This window comes from Legionella sp. 227, from assembly GCF_043161935.1.
Classification (GTDB): domain Bacteria; phylum Pseudomonadota; class Gammaproteobacteria; order Legionellales; family Legionellaceae; genus Legionella; species Legionella sheltonii.
The window spans coordinates 1,353,999-1,376,979 of record NZ_CP171154.1 but is presented as its reverse complement, the minus strand read 5'-3'; the positions used below and the strand labels follow the sequence as shown (position 1 = coordinate 1,376,979).

Sequence of the window (22,981 nt, the reverse complement as noted above, 5' to 3'; positions counted from 1 at the left end):
CTATTCGATAAGGTATCGATTATTACATTTGATTCAAGATAAGGAGTTTATTTATGGAGAAATCGATTTTTTGTCGTTTTATACCATTCTTGAACGAGCCACCCCGTCCAATCAGGATATTTTTTATGACTTAGGTTCGGGCTCAGGAAAAGCAGTATTGAGCGCTATATTATTTTTTAATGTTAAAAAATCTATTGGTATTGAGTTGTTACCTCCTCTATATGAGCAATCAAATACACTGCTTAAAAAGGTAACTCAACGATTTCAACAACATGACGATGAGAAAGAATACCTACCTCAAACGGAGCGCATTCAATTTATCAACGACAGTTTTTTACATTACAATTTTGGAGATGCTAATATTATTTACGTGGCAGCCACTTGCCTTACTGATGCTACTTGGAATGAATTAATTTCAAAGATGGCTCGTCTAAAACCAGGAAGCCGAATTATTGTGACCACTAGAACGATACACCACGAACAATTTGAACCCATTTATCAGGGCATAGAATTAATGAGTTGGGGACTATGTCCAGTGAGAATATATAAAATCAAACACTAAATCGGTTGACTGAATACAACCCATAGGAAGTATAACTGAGAAGGAGTACTCCATAAACTAAGCCCATTCCCGGTAGTGAGAAATTACCGCATCGCATAAAAAAGAATAGAATCAAGGCAGGCGTTGCAGCTATAGCTAATAGACGACATGAGGCTTTAAATGGGAGTTTAAAGCTGAAAAAAATATCAGAGTACAACTGCACCAGTGCGGACAATAGGAGTAACATAACCCCAAAAACCCCAAAATAAAATAAAGTTACGCAGGGAAAGACAAAGATTTGCATCAACGTATTTAATCTGGAAATCCCAGTGGACTCAATCCACTCTGCGCCAGAAAGCAGTCCATTAACCCCTTTGTCAAAATTACGTGTATAAATTAGGTTGCCAATGTTGTCTTTAGCCAAACCTAAGAATTGTTTATAACTGGGCGGTCTTAAAATCATTTTGTTTTTGGTAATTAAAACCGTGAGTTGAGGGTATGACTGATTCATTTCAGACACCGTTCCTGTCGTGTCTATTATTGAGACCACTTCTCCCCTGTTGTTTTTTATTAAATAGGGCATGGGTTGATTGTAAGTGATTTCACCATTTTGTATGGTCAGTAGAGGAAGCGCTTGAATGGGGAATAGAATTTCCCCCTTAAAAAAATGATTAAATGCTATGATTACTCGTCCAGATAAAGGAATAGCTCCCAAAATAATAAGAAATAAAAGGTATCCTATCCCCAATCCGTGCCAACGCTTCACCACATCGGAATATAAAACAGAAGAATAGAACGAAGCGTAAAGAGCTTTACTATATTGTGATAAAGTAAAAAACCAACGATATAATCGATCGTACATTAGTACCTCTTGGGGAATACTATCATTAGCTGGATTTTCCTGCATAACCAGCTCATGATGAGATATTTATTTTCTAATTGAAGTATCAACCTTTTTCTCCGATAGAAACATTTCGAGAACGTAAGTACAGATACAACGTAGTTTTAGAAATATCCAACTGTTCAGCAATTTTTTTAACAGGGATGGTTCCATTTTTATAAAGAGCTTCAGCAATAGCCGCTTTTTCCATTGCTGATTTTGACATGCCCTTTGGTCTTCCACCTTTTCTTCCTCGAGCCCGAGCTGATTTTAACCCTGCTTGAGTTCGCTCACGAATTAATTCACGTTCAAATTCAGCTAATGTTGCAAAAATACCAAAAACCATCCGCCCTTGAGCAGTTGAAGTATCAATAGGATCATTTAAACTAATTAAGCCGACCTTCTTCTCAATCAATTTATTGGTCAAATGGATGAGATGAGCCAAGTTTCTACCTAGCCTATCCAATTTCCAAATGACCAACGTATCACCTTCACGAATGTTTCGCATAATTTCATCAAGAACAGGTCTGGCAGTTTTTGCACCACTTGCAATTTCCTCATGGATTTGATCACAACCGGCTTTTTTTAATGCGTCAACTTGCATGGATAAAGATTGCTCTTTTGTTGAAACGCGCGCATATCCTATTTTCATGCAGAGTAGTCCATTTTACTAATTAAAAAACAATATATTGAACCAAGATTTACTGAACCGCTTTATCTTACCAAAAATGAGCGTACAATCCCATCTTTAATTGCTGAGATTAGTAGTCCAGCAAAACCCTCGTTTTTTTGAACCACCCTATGACAAAGAAAAATCGGTTCCAGTTACTTACCGAGCCAGAAATTGAAGATTTTTATGCGCGTCCTAATTTTAATTCCGGTGAACGTGAGCTTTATTTTGCAATGAATCCACAAGAGATGATTGCGTTGCGTCAATATTCTGCAACAAAGACCCAAATTGCCTTTAGACTGCAGCTTGCTTACTTTAAAGCCAAGCAGAAATTTTTTGAATTCACTTTCGATGAAGTGCATGATGACGTGGCCTATCTCATTGCAAAATATTATAAAAATGCAAAAGCCAAGTTACCAAGCAGCATCACACGTCAAACCCTTAACCAACAAAAACAAGACATTCTAAACTTATTTGATTATCAAAACTGGTCGCTAAAACAAAATGCCTTGGTTGAATCCCATCTCTGCGAATTATTACGTTATTACCCTAAAGGCAATGATACATTTAGGCAGTTGTTGGTATATTTTGAAAATCAGAAAATACTGCTCCCGTCTTACCGTACTTTACAAGATCTGTTTACACGAGCATTTTCCAGAGAAAGTGAACGAATGGGCAAGCTGATTCAGCTAATCCCACAGGAACAACAAGAAAAACTGTCAAATCTGATCAAGCGTGAAGAAGGAAGCACTAAATTCAATGTCATTCGAGCAGATCAGAAGAGCTTTAAATATAATCCTATCAAGGAAGAAGTAGCCAAGGCAGTCGAGCTCCTCGACTTATATGTATTTGCAAAGGAGTTTTTACCCTCGTTACTAATATCCAAAAATGCGATTCGTTATTATTCCGATTTGGCTGAGCAGTATGCCGCATCCAGATTACGTCGAGTCAATAAAACACAACAGTACTTACAGGCATTGTGTTTTATTTACCATCGCTATCAGCAAATCATGGATAATTTGATCACTAGCTTTATGTTTCATATTAGAAGCATCATGTCAGATGCTAAAAAATATGCTGAAAAAGCACGTGCGGAATACAATGCCAATTTGACTGTTGATGTTCCAAAGTTGGCAAAATTTATGAAGTGGTTCCCCAACCGTAAATATGGCATGGGGCATGAAGAATTAAATCGGGAGGCCTATAACATTCTGCCCGAAAAACAATTTCCGATCATTGCAGACTATTTAATGGGAAGCAGGTTTGATGCAAAAGCCGCCAAACGAAGTTTTTATCTGGAGCAGTCTCGTTTATTTGCGCTTTATTTGCGACCGGTATTACTTCATGTTTCATTTGAATACTATAAAGCAGATGCCGATGTCATGGCATTTATCAAACACATGAAAAATCATTATGGTCGCCGGAAAAAAGGCCCGGCATCCTTTAAATTACCTCAAGAGCTGGAAGACAGGATTTCAGAAACTGCCTTGCCTTATTTGAAGAAAACCGCGAACGATGAACAAATCGATCCGCATCTGTTTGAGTTTTTTGTATATCAAAAAATGTATCACCGTTTAGATAAAAATTTGCTCTGTTGTAACGATAGCGTGACCTATTGTGATGTTGATCATGATTTGGTGGCTGAATCAGTGGTTGATGATGCTGAAAAAATTGCCAATGAATTTGGCTATAAAAAAATACCTGTTTATTGCGATGAACGTTTAGATGAAGTTCTGAATGAATTAGACCGTGCATGGGAGAGAACAACCAGTCGAATTAATCGTGGCGAAAATCAGTCCTTCAAAATTAAAGAAACGAAATCGGGTGAACAAGATTGGAGCCTTGGGTATGATGGTGTTGAAAAACTGGAAGATAGCTTTTTTAAAACATTACCCCAGGTAGAAATTCCGGATATCATGATGCACATGGGGGACCGTACCAACATGTGGGATGTGTTTACCCACATGAAGTCACGGTACAATGTAAAAACAAAGCCACCTAAAACTGCGGTAAATGCTTGTATTCTCGCCGATGCCTTCGGTATTAGTACTGAAAAAATGGCTGAAATGTCGGATATGAATTTCAACCTTTTACGCTCAACTCATCAGGATTACATTCGAGTCGATACAATGTGTGCGTCAAATGACAATGCAGGTAATCTTGTGCATGGGTTGCCTATTTTCAAATTGTGGGATCTTATCGACAATAAAACATTGGGGGATGGTGACGGGCAGAAGATGCCAACCAGCGAAAGTACCATTCAATCGCGGTATTCAAAAAAATATCTTGGGAAGGCGCCGGAATTTCTGTATATACATTGATCGCAAACTTTATCGCAGTCAATGCCAAGAACATTGGATTGAATGAATATGAAGGCCATTCACTCTATGATCTTATTAATGGCAATAAAACAGACATCAATATTGATATGGTAACAGGGGATAATCATTCGCTGAATCAATTGAATTTTGTCATATTGGACTCCATCGATGTTGAATACGTACCAAGCATCAAGGACATCAAAGAAGCAGCTCGAAACCTGCTTTCCGTTAAACCAGTTGCTGAATATAAGGGTATGATTTGTCCGAGTGGTGTTGTTAATGCATCATTAATTCGATCACAAAAACGCGGAATCTTGCGTATACTCCTGTCTTTGTTATTACAAGAGAATACTCAAAGCACAATCGTCAAAAAAATTAATTCTTCTGCGCGCTATTCAGGGTTGAAAAAAGCACTATTTGAATATAACAAGCTTTTGAAAAGCATTCATGTTCTCAATTTGATTGATAACGTGGCACTGAGGAAAGCCATACGCACAGCACGAAATCGGACCGAAGCATACCATCAACTGCAAGGCCTCATTAGAAAAATATATCGCGGCGTTTTTAAAGGAAAGAAAATCGTCCACAATCGTGTCAGTGCTCATGCTGTGAGGCTGGTTGCGAATTGCATCATTGCGTATAACAGTATTATTTTGAACATTGTATATGAACAAATGCTCGCCGAGGGTGTAAGTCAGGAGCTTATTAATAAGTTTGCCCGGATTTCCCCGATTGCATGGGCGCATATTGCCTTTACTGGCAAGTACAATTTTAAAAAGAGCAACGGTGAAATTGACATAACAGCGATGGTGAATGCGTTTGAAAAACATTTAAAACAACATTTTTGGAAGGTTTAATGCAGAATTAACACTTTTGGTGGTTATTCCACACGACCCCCCTTGGAGAACATTCTATAATTTGAGGGATACTTATTGATTAAAATTCAAAGACAATTTAATAAAACATCCCTTAAGTCGGTTGGCCGTTCCTTACCCCCCAAGGACCAAAAGTGCCACTTTAGTTGGAGGGACAACAGGAAAAAAAGTAAAATTGCGAGAAGAATTGAAAATGGATTTTTTGCGCGGATTAAAAATGGCCGAAGCAGATTATTTAGAAACATTATAATTAGAAACAAAAGAAATCTGTGAGAAATTGCTTGACAGCGTCAATCCTAAAATTAATTTTATTCATTTAAAAGGTGAAATAGAGAACCCACTATTCTTTGGGAGAGCTGGCATATTTTTACATCAATTCGGTAGAGAGCGATTATCAAAAAAATTTATTGCTCAAATGCCATATGTCACATATTCATCTATTTCAGACGGAGTAACCTGCAATCTAATATTTGCATATCTTACTCAAGATGCCAAAGAGTACTCCAGAGATCTAGATATTTTTATTAATTCTCCGTATTTCAAAAAACGACTGGAAATTTTAATTTATTCTCAAAGTGATTGTTGCATTTTGAGAAAAGATCTTACGGATGCTCACACTAGTACTATTAAAGAGATAGTTGATTTTTATCGTTAACTCTATTTCAATCGGTTCATGCATAATGAATTAATTTTTACCCTATTTTTTGGGGCGCCATTGGGGCATTAAATTAAAATTTGGGGCTTTTTTGGGACATTTTGTAGACAATGATAGACCATGAAATACAACATACAAACCAATGAAAACCCGCGCAATGCATTGATTTTATTGGGTTTATGATGGTCTTTGGTGGTCAGGAATGGTTTGAATAATTGGTGGAGGCGGCGGGAATCGAACCCGCGTCCGCAAATCCTCTGCCTTCAGCTCTACATGCGTAGCCGTGTCTTTTGATTTAACTGTGCATTCTCCGACGGGCAGGATACTACACAGCGATTCCCTGAATTTCGCATCTTAATACGGGATGGATTAAGACACTAGCTTATCTCTTATGACCGTTGATTCGATACCGATAAGCGGGCTCGGTCGAACGGGATACTGGGTTTATTGGCCAGTACACAGTGATGGTTCATCTAAAGTGCTTATTAGGCAGCGATAGCTTCCCCACCAGCAAAGTTTTCATCGTTTGCATTTATATTTAGTTGAGTCTGATTTACGAGAGTTCTCATTCTCGGCATGCACCTCTGGTTTTGCAACCCACGTCGAAGCCAGGTCGCCCCCAATCTGTACATTTTAAGTATAACATAAAATGGTCGCAGATGAGCAGCCTTTCTTGTGAAAATTCATTTGGATTTAGAAAGGCACCTGGGCTACAGCCTCGCTTTCGCCCAGTGTCTCATTACCCCTGAATGCCATTGTGACGTAGCAAAGCATCCACCGTTGCAGGACGTCCTCTGAACTCTTGATAAGCCTCAGCGGCTTTCTTCGAACTGCCTGCTTCCAGGATATAATGCAAGAAATCATGTCCTGTTTTGGAGTTTAATACGCCTTCTTCTTCAAAACGGGAAAAAGCATCGCTGGATAAAACTTCGGCCCAACTGTAACTGTAGTAGCCTGCAGCATATCCACCCCCAAAGATATGACTAAAGCTCTGGGGAAAACGATTGTAAGGAACCACAGGGACCACACAGGTTTTAGCACGTACATCAGCAAGAATGTCATCAACCAATGATTTACGATTCGGAACATATTCCTGATGAATACGAAAATCAAATACTGAAAACTCCATCTGCCGTAACATTGCCATAGCGGATTGGAAATTTTTGGCGGCAATCAGACGTTCAAAAAGTGAATCAGGGAGTGGCTCCCCAGTATCCACATGTGCAGTTAAAGCAGCCAAACCGCTTTTCTCCCAACACCAGTTTTCAAAAAATTGGCTGGGTAATTCCACCGCATCCCATTCGACGCCATTAATACCTGAGGCACCGAGATAATCAACCTGAGTTAAAATGTGATGCAAGCAATGGCCAAATTCGTGGAATAAAGTCACCACCTCTTCGTGGGAAAGCATCGCAGGCTTATTGGCTGATGCCTTAGCAAAATTACAGGTCAAGGTCGCAATGGGTAACTGTAGGGTACCATCTTCCAACCTTCTGCGGCTTTGCAATGAATCCATCCATGCACCGCTGTGTTTATTGGGTCTGGCAAACAAATCGGTAAACACATAACCACGAACATTGTTGTGTTCATCGACAACACAATAGCATTGTACGTCTTTATGCCATATATCAACGCCTTTTATTTCTTCAATCGACATCCCGTAAAGCTTTTTAACTAAATCAAATAGTCCCTGCATGACTTTCGGTTGAGGGAAATAGGGACGCAAATCTTCCTGTGATAGAGTGAATAAAGCTTGTCTTCGTTTTTCAGACAAATACCCTATATCCCAAGGCTTGACCGGATTGAGCTGATACTTTTCTGCGGCAAATTGTTCCAACTGTTTAAACTCACTAGTTGCCTGGGTATGTATTCTGCCAACCAAATCGTCCATAAAATCGCGCACTTGCTGGGTTGATTCGGCCATTTTTGTTGCGATTGATAGTTCTGCATAATTATTGAAACCTAACAGTTTGGCCTTTTCATCGCGTAATGCCAAAATTTCCTGAATCAAGGGTGTATTGTCATAAGTACCCGCATGAGGGCCTTGATCTGAGGCTCTGGTAATATAAGCCTGGTACATTTCTTCACGTAAGGCGCGATCTTCCGCATACGTCATCACCGCTTGATAACAGGGGTACTCCAGGGTCAGCACATGTCCTTCCAGACCTTTTTCTGCGGCAACTTCTTTAGCAGTATGTAACGCATGCTCTGGTAGTCCTGCCAAACGTGCAGGATCTTTAATATGTAAGGTAAATGCTTGTGTTGCATCCAAAATATTGTGTTCAAATTGATTGGTCAGATCGTCCAGACGTGTCTGGATTGCTTCAAATCGCTTTTTATGCTCTTTATCCAAAGCAACGCCGGATAATTCAAAATCCCGCAAACTATCCGCAATTATTTTTTGCTGCACTGGATTCAAAGAATGGAGATCGATTGATTTAATGGCTTCATACAAGTCATGGTTATGGCCCATTGCAGATTCATAAGCTGAGAGTAATGGCAAACAGGCATCATAGCATTGACGCAACTCAGGGGAGTCCATCACCCCATGCAAATGAGACAGCGGAGACCAAAAACGCTCCAGCTCATCAGCCATATCATCTAAAGGGTACATTAAATTGTCCCAGGTGTAATGAGGATTTTCTTTGAGCAAACGCTCCACCTGCTCTAAATGCTTTTTTAATATGGCATCAAGATGTGATTGAAAGTGATTCACATCAAGATGGCTAAATTGGGGTAATCCGACTGGCGCTGACATGCTCTACCTTTGAAAATTAATACAAGACCTAAAGCATAACATTCAATTAATAAAGGCTCTATACCCCAAATGAGATCATTGATGGAGGTGGAGGTTGTGCAGCGAGGTCTCTATTTTCTAGCACGGTGCATCAGAGGAGATCCCTCCCTGCACTCGGGATGACGGCCGATTATTGTAGGCAGCAAGAGGTCTCATCGAGTTGCATCTCGTCTTCTTCCTTAGAAATATTCTCTAACTCTACAATTGCTGGCTCTTTATGGCCAAAAAATCCCAACTTTGACAATGCGGATGAACGATCTAGGGTATCTTTGGGGCGACTCTCGTTAATCGCGTCGGTTAGAGCAAAATTAACAAAACAAATCACCACCAGGGCAATGGCACCAAGCACACCAATAATGGGATTCGCTGCAAAAATAGGAAGCGCGCAACACATAGCCAGGAAAATGAGCGTGGTCGTCGTTAAATGAGAGCCAAGTCGAAATTGCTCAAAGGCAATTTGATTGTCTATTGCTTTAAGGTGCTCGTTTATTGCTCTTTGCTCTTTTATATCCGAGGTCGTGCTTAACATGGTTGTATATTTCGACCGTAGCTCAAATAAACGACTCAACTCAATATACGCACGAGTCAACGACATGATGATATCAAAAGCAAAAGCAGCAAGGGACACATAAAAAGCAAATGGCGCCAAGGCGCCCACTAAATAGTAACAATTAATAAATCCGGCGCTAAACCAAACAATATCATTCCCTAATTCAAACCACCGACGTTTAATTTGCGCATTGAAACGAACAGACCAACCCAAAGATTCCTCTTTCTCCTCCATCCACCAACCAGGCACCGTATGTTTGAACACCACGAAGAAGTTGACCAACAAACGGGGTAGAAAGAAAATCCATGCTATTTGCGCAAGAATAGGGTCCAGAACATTATCCATTACACTGACAAAATGAAGGTATGACTCTGATTTGGATATCCGCGATATAAAATCTAAAGCACGTTTCGAACGTGTGAATAACAATCGAAACGGATTTGCTTCGACCGTCATATTGCGTATTTCTTGAGTAAATGAAAACTCATCTACTGTTTTAGGTTTTTTAGGAAAATTGGGTATTAACTGTGCGAGTAATTCACGATACAAATTTTGTTGCTGACGTAACCGTACCACTTCTCTTGGTACAATCAAATAGTGCGCGTAGATATGTTCCAAAAGTTCAGCCATCATCAATGCGGCAACCAGCTGCTCTGTGAGTCCCTCTCGATCGATCGGCTTCTCAGAGTCAAACTTGGCTTTTAGTTGTTGTCCCAAAAGACTATATTCTAGGTTCAGTACCAAATGAAGAGGGACTATCTTACGATAAAAATCAGGACCTAACTTTTTAATACTTTCTGTGAAGTTCCAATTCACAGGATTTTGTACAACCTGTGAGAAAGGGAGCTCAGAGAAAGTTTCTGCTAAAAAAGTTTCATGTAAATGTCGAATAAGTGGGGTCATGATGTCCTAAAATGAATTTTGGGATATCAAATGAACAATCTTATAGTGCTCATTTGCTTATTGTCTATTAATAACTTCAAAAGTAAAAAAATCGGTCTGATTATATATAAATCTATACAAAAAGAAAATTTATGAACATTAGTTCTACTGGTTATTGTTTCAGTGAATCGATAAAGCACGCCTGGATTCGTTTTTTATCACCCCAAAAATATCCATGATCTATCTTATCGATCTATAATATAGTTACACAAATTTATCGTTTTAGCATGCTCATTAAACACGAAAATAGGACAAAATTAAGTCTTTTTGCAAAATAATGATCAAAAATGCACTTATTTTCTTGCTGATTCATGTCTTCTGAGCGACAATATCACACCGAGTTAAGCACGAAGAGTACCCATGAATCTTTCCAAAGAATTAGCTAATGCCATTCGCATTTTAAGTGTAGATGCCGTAGAACAAGCTCAATCAGGACATCCAGGAATGCCTTTAGGCATGGCAGACATAGCCACCGTTTTATGGAAGAAGTTTTTAAAACACAATCCCCAAAATCCTCATTGGTTTAATCGCGATCGTTTTGTATTGTCCAATGGGCATGGTTCCATGCTGCTTTATTCATTACTTCACCTCACCGGTTATAAGCTTTCTTTGGAAGACTTGAAGCAGTTCCGTCAATTAAATTCGAAAACCCCTGGACACCCAGAATTCGGCCATACGCCTGGAGTAGAAACGACTACAGGTCCTTTAGGACAAGGTTTGGCAAATGCTGTAGGCATGGCTTTGGCAGAGCGGGTGCTCGCAACACACTTTAATCGTGATGATTTTAATCTCGTGGATCACTATACCTATACTTTTACTGGCGATGGATGCCTTATGGAAGGCATTTCGCACGAAGCGTGTTCGCTCGCAGGTACTTTAGGTTTAGGAAAGCTCATCGTTTTCTATGACGACAATGGCATTTCAATTGATGGGAAAGTTGAATCCTGGTTTACTGATAATACAGCCCAACGTTTTAAAGCCTATCATTGGCAAGTTATCGAAGCGGTAGACGGCCATGATATGGATGCCATTGAGCAAGCCATTCTTAAAGCACAGGCCAATACCACACAACCCACACTGATTATCTGCAAAACCGTAATTGGACTGGGTTCCTCGGTAGCAGGAAGTGAAAAAGCTCATGGATCTGCGCTGGGTGCAAAAGACGTTGCCAATGTTCGTGAATTTTTTAACTGGAACTACGAGCCTTTTGTCATCCCTGATACCATTTATCAGCAATGGAATCATATAGAACAAGGGGAAAAAGAAGAGCAACAATGGCTCATGCAACTGAATCAATACCAGCAAAAATATCCTCAAGACCACTATGAATTGTTACGTCGAATCAATGGCGATCTGCCTGATGATTGGCAAAGTTACAGCGATGCATTTCTTGAGCAGTGCCGCAGCAATGATAAAGCCATTGCCACCCGTAAATCATCACAACAATGCATTGAACATTTTGCCCGCTTACTGCCTGAAATGCTCGGTGGTTCAGCAGACTTAACTGGATCCAACAATACAGATTGGTCCGGCACCAAAGCCATCACTGCCGAAGACTTTTCAGGTAATTACCTATATTATGGCGTACGCGAATTCGGTATGGCCGCAATAATGAATGGCCTGGCCGTCCATGGTGGATTTATTCCTTATGGTGGAACATTCCTTGTTTTTGCCGACTATGCACGTAATGCCTTACGTTTAAGTGCCTTAATGCAGCAACGTATTATTTATGTCTTTACTCATGATTCAATTGGGTTAGGTGAAGATGGCCCAACCCATCAACCAGTAGAACATGCGTCCATGCTTCGTATGACTCCAGGTATGAGTGTTTGGCGTCCTGCAGATTTAATGGAAACAGCCGTTGCATGGAAACTCGCTTTGGAGCATCATAATGGGCCGACATCCTTGCTGCTTTCAAGGCAAAATCTTCCTGCATTGCCTCATGGAGCAACAGCGGCTGAGTTAATTAAAAAAGGAGGTTATATCATTCTGGATTGTGATGGAACTCCTGATGCCATCTTAATCGGAACAGGCTCGGAGGTTCAACTAGCACTTGCTGCTGCAGAGCAGGTGAAAACACGAGGACTTAAGGTGAGAGTAGTCTCTATGCCTTGTGCGGAACGATTCTTGGAGCAAGATCAAAGTTATAAAGAACATGTTTTGCCTCAAAATATTCAAACCCGCATCGCAATTGAAGCGGCCAGTTCTGCTTATTGGTATCAATTTGTTGGTTTACAAGGTGCAGTCATCGGCCTGGATCGTTTTGGCGTATCTGCCCCTGCTGCCCAAGCCTATCAATATTTGGGTATTACTGTAGAGCGAATAATTAAGACATTGGAAACATTAGTAGTAAAAAATAAAATATGATTAATAAATTTGTAGTCTAGATAAAGCAAAGAAGCATGCCCTCCCCCACTTGTGGGAGAGGGGTTGAGTGAGGGTTCACATAACCGCAATTAAAAACCCTCATCAGCCCTAAGGACACCTTCTCCCCATGGGGAGGGAAATTGCTGAGCTTCATGGCGGTAAAGCTACGAATTAGATACTTAACTTGAGATAAAGGGTCTGCTTACCATTTGCTAAATTGTAAACAGACGCCACTAAAATTGGAGAGAAGTAATATGACAATACGTGTCGCGATTAACGGCTACGGTCGCATTGGCCGTTGTATCTTAAGAGCAATTTTTGAATCAAAAAAACAAAATGAATTTGAAATTGTTGCAATCAATGATTTATCTGCGATTGATACTACAGCACATCTGACCCGTTATGATACAACACATGGTCGTTTCGCATCCGATGTAAGTGTTGAAGGCGACATGCTTGTTATCGATGGTCATGCGATTAAAATCATTGCCGAACGCAATCCCCTGAATTTGCCGTGGAAACAGTTGAATATTGATTTAGTTTTAGAGTGCACTGGCTTTTTTACCGAGCGCGAAAAAGCGATGCAACATATTACTGCTGGTGCGAAAAAAGTATTGATTTCTGCCCCAGGAAAAAATGTGGATGCGACCATAGTTTATGGAGTAAACCACCATACACTCAAAGCCTCTGATCTCATCGTTTCCAATGCTTCATGCACCACAAATTGTTTAGCTCCAGTTGTGAAACCATTAAATGATGCTTTAGGCATTGAAGCAGGTTTATTAAATACCGTGCATGCCTACACCAATGATCAAATGCTTTTAGATGGAAGCCATGAAGATCTTCGCCGTGCTCGTGCAGCAGCCCACTCCATTATTCCAACCAAAACCGGTGCCGCCGCAGCAGTAGGATTGGTATTACCTGAATTAGCAGGGAAACTGGATGGTTTTGCAATGCGTGTTCCAGTTCTTAACGTGTCTGTTATTGATTTAACTTTTACAGCAAAACGTGAAACCACTGCAAAAGAAGTCAACGATATTGTACGCCAAGCAAAAAGTCGCATCTTACAAATTAATGATGATCCTTTAGTTTCCTGTGATTTTAATCATAATCCTGCATCAGCTATTTTTGACACTACTCAAACTAAAGTATTTGGTAACCTAGTTAAAATTGTAGCCTGGTATGACAATGAATGGGGCTTTTCTAATCGTATGCTTGATACAGCTCAGCAAATGATGAGTTGCTAGAACCCCAGTTTGGAGATAACTGATGAATCTGATACAAATGCGCGATATAGACCTGTCAGGAAAGCGGGTGCTGATTCGTGAAGATCTGAATGTTCCAATCAAAGAGGGGATTATTACCAGTGACCAACGATTACAGGCAGCGCTTCCTACGCTTAAAGCTGCTTTAGATGCTGGTGCTGCAGTTATCGTCTTATCTCATTTGGGACGTCCTGAAGAAGGAAAATTCGAACGACGTTTTTCGATGGCGCCCATTGCAGAATATTTGCAGGACCATTTAGATTATCCTGTTCGTTTCGTAAGTGATTACCTCAATGGAGTGGAAGTCAAACCAGGTGAATTAGTCGTTTGCGAAAACGTACGCTTCAATGTTGGCGAAAAAAACAATGAAGAACAGCTGGCAAGGAAACTTGCCAATCTATGTGATGTTTTTGTCATGGATGCTTTTGGAACAGCGCACCGAGCGCAAGCCTCGACTTACGGTGTCGCTCAATATGCACCGATTGCAGTGGCAGGCCCCTTATTAGTAAGGGAACTGGATGCTTTGAACAAGGCACTTGCCGCCCCCAAAAAACCCATTGTGGCAATTGTTGGTGGCGCCAAAGTTTCCACGAAACTCAGTTTGTTACGCCAATTAGTCACTCTCGTTGATTATTTAATCCCTGGAGGTGGAATTGCCAATACATTCCTTAAAGCCCAGGGATTTGAAATTGGTGTTTCTCTTTATGAACAGAATTTATTGGATGAAGCACGTGAAATTCTCCAACTGGCTAAAGAGAAAGGCTGCCATATCCCCTTACCAACTGATGTGGTAGTCGGCAAATCCTTTAGTGAACATTGCCCAGCCTATAATAAATCACTGCAAAATGTCGCTACAGACGACATGATTCTCGATATTGGTCCGATGACCGTGAGTGAGTACGTTGATATTATTAATCAAGCTAAAACTATCATTTGGAATGGTCCTGTTGGAGTTTTTGAATTTGCACAGTTTGCTTATGGAACCCGCGCTTTAGCTATTGCTATTGCTGAAAGCGATGCCTTTTCAATTGCCGGTGGTGGCGATACGCTTGCAGCAATCGATCTCTATGATTTAAACCAGCAAATTTCTTATGTTTCCACAGGGGGTGGGGCGTTTCTTGAGTGTTTAGAAGGAAAGACCTTGCCAGCTGTTGCCATTTTGCAGGAGCGTGCACAAGATGTTAAGACAAACTAAAATTGTTGCCACATTAGGACCATCCAGTAGCGACCCAATCACACTCCGTGCCATGTTAACCGCTGGTGTTGACGTGGTACGCATTAACTTCTCCCATGCCGATACCTCTGCATTGCAGCTTATTGCCCTGGTTCGAGGAATTGCGGAAGAGTTAAATTGCCCGGTGGCAGTCATGGCCGATTTGCAAGGGCCAAAAATTCGCATTGGCCGTTTCCAAAATAAATCGATCTCTTTGATTGAAGGTCAAGCCTTCACTTTGGATTGCGATGCCCCAGAACTGTTAGGTAATAATAATGAAGTATCTGTAGCTTATCCCAGTCTAGCTCGGGAACTTGCCCCAGGAGATCATTTATTGCTTAATGATGGCTTGATTGAATTAGAAGTCAAAACCATTTCTGGCTCTAAAATTCACTGTATCGTCATTGAAGGGGGTATTCTGAGTGATCTTAAAGGATTAAACAGAAAAGGCGGTGGCCTGGCAGCCAGAACCATGACGGATAAAGACAAACGTGATTTACATACAGCCATTGAAGCGGAGGTAGATTACATCAGTTTGTCCTTTGTAAAAGATGCCGAAGACATTCGCCATACCCGTGCCCTCATCACTGAATTCGGTAAAAAAATACCGATTATCGCAAAAATCGAACGGACAGAGGCGCTGGAATTCCTCACTGAAATTATTCAGGAAGCCGATGCAATCATGGTTGCACGAGGTGATCTAGGTGTTGAAGTAGGTGCTGCAGAAGTCCCTGCCATTCAAAAACATATTATTGGTGAGGCCCGTAGACTGGATAAAGTGGTCATCACTGCAACACAAATGATGGAATCGATGATTAGCCATCCTCAACCCACTCGTGCCGAAGTTTCTGATGTTGCCAATGCCATATTGGATGGAACTGATGCGGTGATGTTGTCTGCAGAAACTGCCAGTGGTCAATTCCCCGTAAAAGTTCTCGCTATGGTCAATAAAATCTGCCTCAGTGCTGAGAAGCATGCGAATTTTTACTATCATAGTAACGAGGAAACCTATCATTACCAACGTGCCGATCAAGCAATTGCGATGGCAACAATGCATGCGGCGAATCATTTCCCTATCCAAGCCATTATTACTTTGACTGAATCAGGTGATACCGCATTATGGATATCAAGACAACAAAGCGCCGTTCCTATTATTGCCGTATCTGCGAATAAGAGAACTATAGGTCGCTTATGTCTTGTTCATAATGTGTTCCCGGTGTTTATGGATTACCATCAATTCGCTTCTGAAACCTTGAATCAACAAGTACTTGCAGAGTTAATCAAGTCAGGCCATCTGGAGAAAGAACACTTTGTATTATTAACACGTGGTCGAGTAATTGGTTCAGCAGGCGGTACAAACAGTATGGAGATTATTCGGGTTTAGCGATTATAATAAATAAAATTTTGCGGGTGTAGTTCAATGGTAGAACCTCAGCTTCCCAAGCTGATGGCGTGGGTTCGATTCCCATCACCCGCTCATTCAGGTGTACTGATGATACTCGTGTGTCATTGGTACTTTTTGATGCAACAATGAAACCTTGTTTGTTCCGTTAGCGGCGTGTATCATAAAGTGTTTTTAATTCGCCACAGCCACCCCAAGTAATAACATAAGGAATTGTTATGAGCTATTTAACTCAAATTCACTAGTTTTAAGTGCTTTCTATTTATTTCCAGATCCTGTTTTAAAATACACACCAACCACGAACTGCCTTATTGTTTGCGGTAGATTGTCTCCTTATGAGCTGAAATTTGCTGCAACTGCACATGCCAAGACACTCAAATCGTTTCAAGGATCTGAAAAAATTGATTACTTTAAGAATTTTGTAAGTCCTAATCGACGTGATTCATCTGTTAAGGATAATTATGAAAATAACATCATTATTTTTATTCCTCGCATCATATTTTTTATGCAGTAGTGCTTATTGTGAAGAAGGCTATTGGGATGTTTTAAAAATAGAAGAAGTTCAGCAAGACAATAAATTTTCTTCTGAAGAGCGCAAGTTACGAGCCCGTGTGCAAATGGTATATCAAAATTACAGCCAAGCACATCCGAATTGCAATTACCAAGCAAATCCTAATGTCTATGTTTATCCAGCAACAACTTATATCCTCTCCAATCCTTATATTCCAACGGGTAAAGAGCGCATGGCCTTTAAATTTAAGATTAGAAATTTTGTAATCGACAGTCCGCCAAGTGATCAGGTTAATGATCCCTACTGTGGCAAAGTCAGCATCAAATGTGCCTCTTATGATGAGCCGTTTCTCAAGTTCAACTATTATTGCGAACGCATTCATGACGGGAAGGTATCCGATCCGGCACGATTATCTGATCCGAGATATAATAAATACCTAGCCTATCAGACAATTTATAATCTGACAGTCATGCCTACAGCACTGAAAAACTTTGGCCTGCTGCAACAATTTTATCCTTTAGAGGCATTCCCTCCCTATTCCAGCGCACAAACCCCTAATCCAGATTATGAATATCCAGCCGTAGTCTATTCTACTTTTAACTATCCAGATCCAACAGTCCCTCCCTCACCCAATTACAGTAACGGCAACTATGGTTTCTTATTCCTGGGTTCAGCAGAAAATTTAAAGTCTTTATGTTATTCAATTAAGCGTTCTAATTTATCATTAGAAGATGCGGGCGTTCGTATTAACGAGTTTTTCGGATTACCACCAGACTCCCCGGACGTACAACGTGCATTTACTTTTTTCAAATTAAGAAATAATCCGCACCTTTCTGGGGTACAAGATGGCAATATGTTTCGACCCTGTGCGGTGAACAGCAGCATTGAAACCCTTTCCTGCCCTGTTTCTGCGCTAGAAATCGCTCATAATTGCAAAAATCCGCCCCCCGCACCCTATGATGGGACGACACTCAGCTCGTTCTTAACAAATCAATTTTATTCCGCTTATTGCAGCAAGACCCCAAGTAAAGATTCGGGTCAACCCATTCATTACCCATGGACAGGACAAGGATTTACTTATGATTGGTATCCATGGCCTATATATCCAATCAATGTTCAAGGAAACTCTGAGTATGTTCCGGCTACAAATAGCGGCGGTTTTAATATCGAAGTAACGGATAAAAAGACGTTAGCAGATTTTCTAATGACTTGTGATTTTGACTAAAAGAAGTGATGCCTTCTAGCCTGGGTAAGGCGCAGCCTAACCCAGGTTCTTTTGTGTCATCTCGGATGCAACGAGGGTTCTCTGAGTATGGCATTGTGCTACAACTTAGAGAGCCCTTGCAAAGTTCGGGATGATGAGATTGCGCCACGTCACTCAAATTACAGCAAGAACTATTCTATGACTTCCTTTTTCTCTTCAAGGCTTCTCGAGAGCCCTAATTTCTCTTTCAAACGCGCGACAACATCGGGATCGTATTGTCTTGTAGTTTTATTTTTTACCATCACTGCCGTAGCTCTAGCAGGTTGTGCTGGTGCATTTAAGGTATTGTATGTTGAGGAGCGCACTGGATAAGTAGGAAAGTGGTCTTCAGCAGGTAACGATGGTTGACCTGTTTTCGCTTGGAAGCTTGTATTTTGCTGCGATGAACTGACTTGATTTGGTGTTTTTTCCGTCAGAACTTTACGTGCATTTCGTACGCTTTTTTCAACACGCTTCTTAATCTTAACTGCAGCGTGCTCGGCTTCTTCTTCGCTGACTTCACCAACAACATTACCGTGCAAATCAATGCGCATTTCTCGCAACTTTAGGCATGCCAAATAATCAAGACGGCGGGTGAATAAAACCACGGCCTCTCTTAATTTACTTTTGGAAATACCTTGTTCTGCAGCGTTATCTGCATGCAGCAAGATATCATCCATAATCCCTATTTTTAATGGACGAATTCGTAATGAATTATCGAATGCTTCAGGAAAATGAGCAGCGAGCCATAACAATGCATCGGTTCGTGCTTTTTTAGACTTATTTTTTTGAGTTTTATTTATAACAGCGGTGCGTGGGTGCAGCTCCTGTTTTCTCATTAGAGTACCCTTGTTAGATAGTAAATGTCATTCCAGATTGGCCTTAAGAATGAGCGCACAATGTACAATGTTTAATGATTGTTTGCAAGCATTCTTAATCATGTTCAGTTTCGGTGCATAAAAAGGAAAATAAGGCAGGTCAGGCGAATAGTTACTCAGTTTGGTCAATGAGTAGAACGATGAACGGCACTAGTAGAAAAATAGGTAATTATGGTCCTATAATGAAACAGGTCTTTTTGCAATGGCCATCGTTTTTTGGTCTGTGCATTGATGTGATAACATTCATAATCCTTGATAAAACAGTTGGAACCCTAGTGAGCATCCTTCGCTTGCACAACTCGTTTCAACTGCTTTTGCTAAGATTATTTAATGACGGATTTAACGTTTCGATTAAAGCTTATGGGAGCACTATATGGTAAGCTTCATACAAAAAATGTTTATATTCTTCCTCGCTGTATTCTTTCCATGGATCATTTTTCTTATGAATGATAATCCTGGAGGTGCCTTTGTTGCCCTAGCTTTACAAGCAACAGTGATTGGATGGCCTTTTGCAACCATTTGGGCTTTGCGAACTCACTATCCTCCCCCAAAAGAAAAATCATAAATCATTTTATGAGGAGAACTATGTTAACGCGTGTTATTGTGAATGGGGCCAATGGTAAAATGGGCTCATTGGCTTGTGAGACTTTAGAGAATCACAAGGAATTTGAATTAGTTGCACAACTTGGCAAACAAGATAATTTAGCGCAAGCAATTGAAGAGACTAAAGCACAAATTGTGGTTGATCTCACTCGTGCAGATTGCGTGTATCAAAATAGCCTTACTATTATCAAACATGGCGCACACCCAATTATTGGAACCTCAGGACTTCTTCCAGATCAAATTAAAGAATTAACTGCATTATGTGAAAGTCGTCGTCTGGGGGGCATCATTGTGCCTAATTTTTCTATAAGTGCTGTTTTGATGATGCTTTTTGCAGCTAAGGCTGCTGAGTACTTTCCCGAGGTGGAAATTATTGAGGCGCATCATCAACAAAAACTTGATGCCCCATCGGGAACTGCGTTAAAAACTGCTGAAATGATTGCTGCAGCAAGAAAACATCCCAAAAATAAATTAAATCTCAAGGAATTGATCCCTGGTGCTCGTGGTGGAACCCATCGAGACGTCAGTATCCATTCGTTACGTCTTCCTGGTGTTATTGCCCGTCAACAAGTCATTTTCGGTAGTGTAGGTGAAACATTAACCATTACTGATGACTGTATTGATCGCCGTTGTTTTATGCCCGGGATTATTTTGTCCTGCCAAAAAGTCTTGGGATTATCTACATTAATTTACGGACTGGAGCATTTACTTTAACATCGAGACTCAGCCCGGCCAACGAAATGCACCGGGCTCTAGTTAATGATGAAAAGGTACCTCACTATGGTGTGATTGTTTCGATTTATTAAACAAGCTGCTCCACTCTTCGACGGTCCGGTCGACCAATCCAGAAAAAGGGAGTTGCTCTTCATTTGCCTTTAAAAGTGAGCGTAAACGTCCATAAACAGAATTTGTAGCCTCAGAACGGGATTCATCTGCTATAGGCCTATCTAATACGATTTGCAATATTTTTTCCAGCCGTACAAGATTATCTTTTCCAGAGGTAGGACTTAACATGAGTTCAGAAATTTGTTCTATTCCCTCAGGAGTTGTTGGCGACGTATCCGTAAAAAACAAAGTAGACCAACGTGAACCCGGTTCTGGGGTAAATAAACTTTTTTCGTTAATTAAAGGATGAAGCGCATCGTAAAGTCGATTACAATTTTTTTTGCCTAATTGTCGCGCCACTAAACGACATTTTAGGGTGTTTTTAGGTAATAAATATTCGTTTACTTTTTTATGACCACCCACAAAAATATTTTTTACTTCGTTATCCGTTGCAGCTCGGTCATCATCTCTAAGCGCTCGCTCACTATCGAGACGCTTTTTAATTTCAGTGGCAATATCTTCTGGTAAATACCATTCAGGAGTTTTAATGCCTTCAGAGCCCGGAGCATTATGTCCTGCATGTTCCTGTTGATGACGGCTCATATAAAGATCAGCGACCAGAGAAACAAAACGAATGCGATCTTTAGCTTCAGGTTCATCGAATATGGGCCAGCAGCCATAAAGCTCTCTATAAAGGAGCATTGCATCCGTATGGATGAGTTCAATGGCTTTTCTATCCTTACCACTCACACAAGATCCATAAGGATGTCCATCAATGGTCAAAATAATTAACTGCTCCAAAGAGCTCAAAAACAACTCTCTGCCAGCATAATCAAAAACCGTTGCGGAACCTGGTTTGGACTCTAAAACATTTTTATATTGATCCAGTAAAGTCTGTAGTCCAGGAGTTGTGGAAACGTATTTTTTCCCGACAGCCAATAAATTCAAACCGTCAGGATCATTTGACGGAGTATAGTAGATCCTTTTTGCTAAATTATAAGGATGATTATTTTGTTGAATGGGTTGAAGCTTTTCTCCCCGCTCTTGCGCATACTTCTCTCGCCGCTCTACCGCAGCCCGTGCTAATTTATACAACGCCAAATCTGGAGGCAATGTGGGTAAAAAGTCTGTAATCCAGGTCGGTACATAGTCTACAGCATGAATTGGACTAATCAGCGTTTGTAATAATGCTGGTTGATCAGGTTTCACCTGCTCCATCACTTTAGCCAAATTCGAGTCGGAATGGCGTTGTTGTACTGCTGCAGGCCACTCCAACCCATCGCGTGTGGCAATATGGCTGGAACGGTAACGTTTTTTTGAGAGTTCGCGAATTACTTTTCCATCATGACTCATGCCCAATAAACTATGAGCGGCATAATTTGCAGGCAAAGGCAGCGTACGATGACGGCTGGATAAGAAAGTAACCGCATCTTCTATTTTATCAAAACCTTGTAGTACGTGTTGCAAAAAAAACTGTTGGTGATGAGGCAATACCCAGTACCATTGCGGAAGGCTGGAGATTTGTCCCACTGTATCCGCACTCTCGCTATTAAAACTCTCTCCAGTGATCAAATCTTTAAACTGATCCAGATTTTTGTCTAATTGAGCAGGATTAGCAGCCAAAAGCCGCATCATCTCTCGCAAATGCGGACTCAACTCATTAAACCATTTGGGGAGTGGCAACAAATTACTAGCAATTTGTTCTAGATCCCTCTTTAAACTGATGGCTTTCTTTTTTATTGATGTCCAATTGATTTTAAAGTCAGTGAAATCCTGAACCACTTTCGTAGGACTGCTAATGTCTCGATCCAGATGGTAAAAATAGGCTTGTTGATATTCAGGCAGCTTGGCTAGCCAGGATGGAGTTTTCGGATATTTCTGGGCTTTTATCTCTTTTAGTTCGTTAATTATTTCATCGTAGTAAGGAGGCAGTGATTCGTCCAATTGAAGGATATAACTGATATCCTCGCCCACTTTCATAGGCATTAAAGTGGCCAAATCATTGCGACCATTCCGCATTAATTCATATTGTTCCGCCTCATTGAGCAGTTCAATCGCTTCTTCGTTAGAGGTACCCCAAGCCAAAGCAATCACTTCGATTAGTTTGGCAGTATATTTTTCTAACTCTTTATGTAACTTATCTGTTGAGCCTTTTGCATCTAAAGCCGAGGTTTTACAGTCCTCTACGTAATCACGTAACGTTTCCTTGGCCAAAAAATTACTCTGCGGAGGTAAGGGGTATGCGTCAAGAAGAAAATTGAACGCATTGTTAAGGCTATTGACCCGACGTCCGAAACTCCGATTATAATCAGGTTTCTGATGGTAAGTTTCTAAAACATAACCAGGAAAGCGTTTCTGTAATGAATTGAGTAATTCTGATGATAATTCGGTACCATGAGGTACACGTATAATAATTCCTTTTCCCATCGATTAATTTCCTTAA

14 protein-coding genes, 1 tRNA gene, 1 other RNA gene and 1 pseudogene are annotated in these 22,981 nt (G+C 40.6%); 10 read left to right on the top strand and 7 right to left on the bottom strand.

Annotated elements, in window-relative coordinates; translation table 11 throughout:
- The first annotated feature begins 70 nt into the window (after positions 1-70).
- Complete coding sequence (locus ACF8MK_RS05910) at positions 71-562, top strand: hypothetical protein (protein WP_392538560.1); 492 nt, start codon at positions 71-73, stop codon at positions 560-562.
- Here ACF8MK_RS05910 and ACF8MK_RS05905 read toward each other — a convergent pair.
- Together ACF8MK_RS05905 and ACF8MK_RS05900 are read right to left on the bottom strand one after the other, a co-directional pair.
- On the bottom strand, positions 552-1,448 hold the full coding sequence (locus ACF8MK_RS05905) for a DUF1189 family protein (protein ID WP_392538559.1): 897 nt from the start codon (positions 1,446-1,448) through the stop codon (positions 552-554). The genes ACF8MK_RS05910 and ACF8MK_RS05905 overlap by 11 nt on opposite strands.
- Before the next feature lie 40 nt (positions 1,449-1,488).
- Complete coding sequence (locus tag ACF8MK_RS05900; protein WP_392538558.1) at positions 1,489-2,073, bottom strand: recombinase family protein; 585 nt, start codon at positions 2,071-2,073, stop codon at positions 1,489-1,491.
- Positions 2,074-2,222: 149 nt separating this feature from the next.
- On the opposite strand from ACF8MK_RS05900, the pseudogene ACF8MK_RS05895 reads away from it, so the two are divergent.
- A pseudogene (locus ACF8MK_RS05895) lies at positions 2,223-5,269 on the top strand (Tn3 family transposase).
- 889 nt (positions 5,270-6,158) lie between these two features.
- Here ACF8MK_RS05895 and ssrA read toward each other — a convergent pair.
- The 3 genes from ssrA to ACF8MK_RS05880 all read right to left on the bottom strand — a co-directional run bounded on the left by ssrA (position 6,159) and on the right by ACF8MK_RS05880 (position 10,192).
- Positions 6,159-6,563: a transfer-messenger RNA gene (gene ssrA, locus ACF8MK_RS05890) on the bottom strand.
- 118 nt (positions 6,564-6,681) lie between these two features.
- On the bottom strand, positions 6,682-8,700 hold the full coding sequence (locus ACF8MK_RS05885) for a M3 family metallopeptidase (protein ID WP_392538557.1): 2,019 nt from the start codon (positions 8,698-8,700) through the stop codon (positions 6,682-6,684).
- Between the two features lie 169 nt (positions 8,701-8,869).
- Entirely contained in the window at positions 8,870-10,192 is a 1,323-nt protein-coding gene (locus ACF8MK_RS05880) for a hypothetical protein (RefSeq protein WP_392538556.1), read from the bottom strand.
- 399 nt (positions 10,193-10,591) lie between these two features.
- Here ACF8MK_RS05880 and tkt point away from each other — a divergent pair, with 399 nt between their 5' ends.
- From tkt to ACF8MK_RS05850, 6 genes are all read left to right on the top strand, one after another.
- A complete protein-coding gene (tkt, locus tag ACF8MK_RS05875; RefSeq protein WP_392538555.1) occupies positions 10,592-12,598 on the top strand; it encodes a transketolase in 2,007 nt (668 codons plus the stop codon).
- A gap of 254 nt (positions 12,599-12,852) precedes the next feature.
- A complete protein-coding gene (gene gap, locus ACF8MK_RS05870) occupies positions 12,853-13,845 on the top strand; it encodes a type I glyceraldehyde-3-phosphate dehydrogenase (RefSeq protein WP_392538554.1) in 993 nt (330 codons plus the stop codon).
- Between the two features lie 22 nt (positions 13,846-13,867).
- Entirely contained in the window at positions 13,868-15,058 is a 1,191-nt protein-coding gene (locus ACF8MK_RS05865; RefSeq protein ID WP_392538553.1) for a phosphoglycerate kinase, read from the top strand.
- The gene (gene pyk / locus ACF8MK_RS05860) at positions 15,042-16,460 is read left to right on the top strand and encodes a pyruvate kinase (protein WP_392538552.1); all 1,419 of its coding nucleotides are present in this window, start codon (positions 15,042-15,044) and stop codon (positions 16,458-16,460) included. Before ACF8MK_RS05865 ends, pyk begins: the two co-directional genes overlap by 17 nt.
- A 22-nt stretch (positions 16,461-16,482) precedes the next feature.
- Positions 16,483-16,553 (top strand) — tRNA-Gly (locus ACF8MK_RS05855).
- Between the two features lie 386 nt (positions 16,554-16,939).
- Positions 16,940-18,214 (top strand): hypothetical protein, encoded by a 1,275-nt coding sequence (locus ACF8MK_RS05850; RefSeq protein ID WP_392538551.1) that lies wholly within the window; start codon positions 16,940-16,942, stop codon positions 18,212-18,214.
- A gap of 170 nt (positions 18,215-18,384) precedes the next feature.
- On the opposite strand, the gene ACF8MK_RS05845 is transcribed toward ACF8MK_RS05850, so the two are convergent.
- Positions 18,385-19,071 (bottom strand): ProQ/FinO family protein, encoded by a 687-nt coding sequence (locus ACF8MK_RS05845; RefSeq protein ID WP_392538550.1) that lies wholly within the window; start codon positions 19,069-19,071, stop codon positions 18,385-18,387.
- A 412-nt stretch (positions 19,072-19,483) separates the two neighbouring features.
- On the opposite strand from ACF8MK_RS05845, the gene ACF8MK_RS05840 reads away from it, so the two are divergent.
- Both ACF8MK_RS05840 and dapB read left to right on the top strand, forming a co-directional pair.
- Entirely contained in the window at positions 19,484-19,675 is a 192-nt protein-coding gene (locus tag ACF8MK_RS05840) for a hypothetical protein (RefSeq protein ID WP_322783963.1), read from the top strand.
- 20 nt (positions 19,676-19,695) lie between these two features.
- The gene (gene dapB / locus ACF8MK_RS05835; RefSeq protein WP_392538549.1) at positions 19,696-20,427 is read left to right on the top strand and encodes a 4-hydroxy-tetrahydrodipicolinate reductase; all 732 of its coding nucleotides are present in this window, start codon (positions 19,696-19,698) and stop codon (positions 20,425-20,427) included.
- Positions 20,428-20,469: 42 nt separating this feature from the next.
- Here the strand turns inward: dapB and ACF8MK_RS05830 are convergent, their stop codons facing one another.
- Positions 20,470-22,965, bottom strand: coding sequence for an oxidoreductase (locus ACF8MK_RS05830; protein ID WP_392538548.1), 2,496 nt, complete (start codon positions 22,963-22,965; stop codon positions 20,470-20,472).
- Positions 22,966-22,981 lie beyond the last annotated feature (16 nt).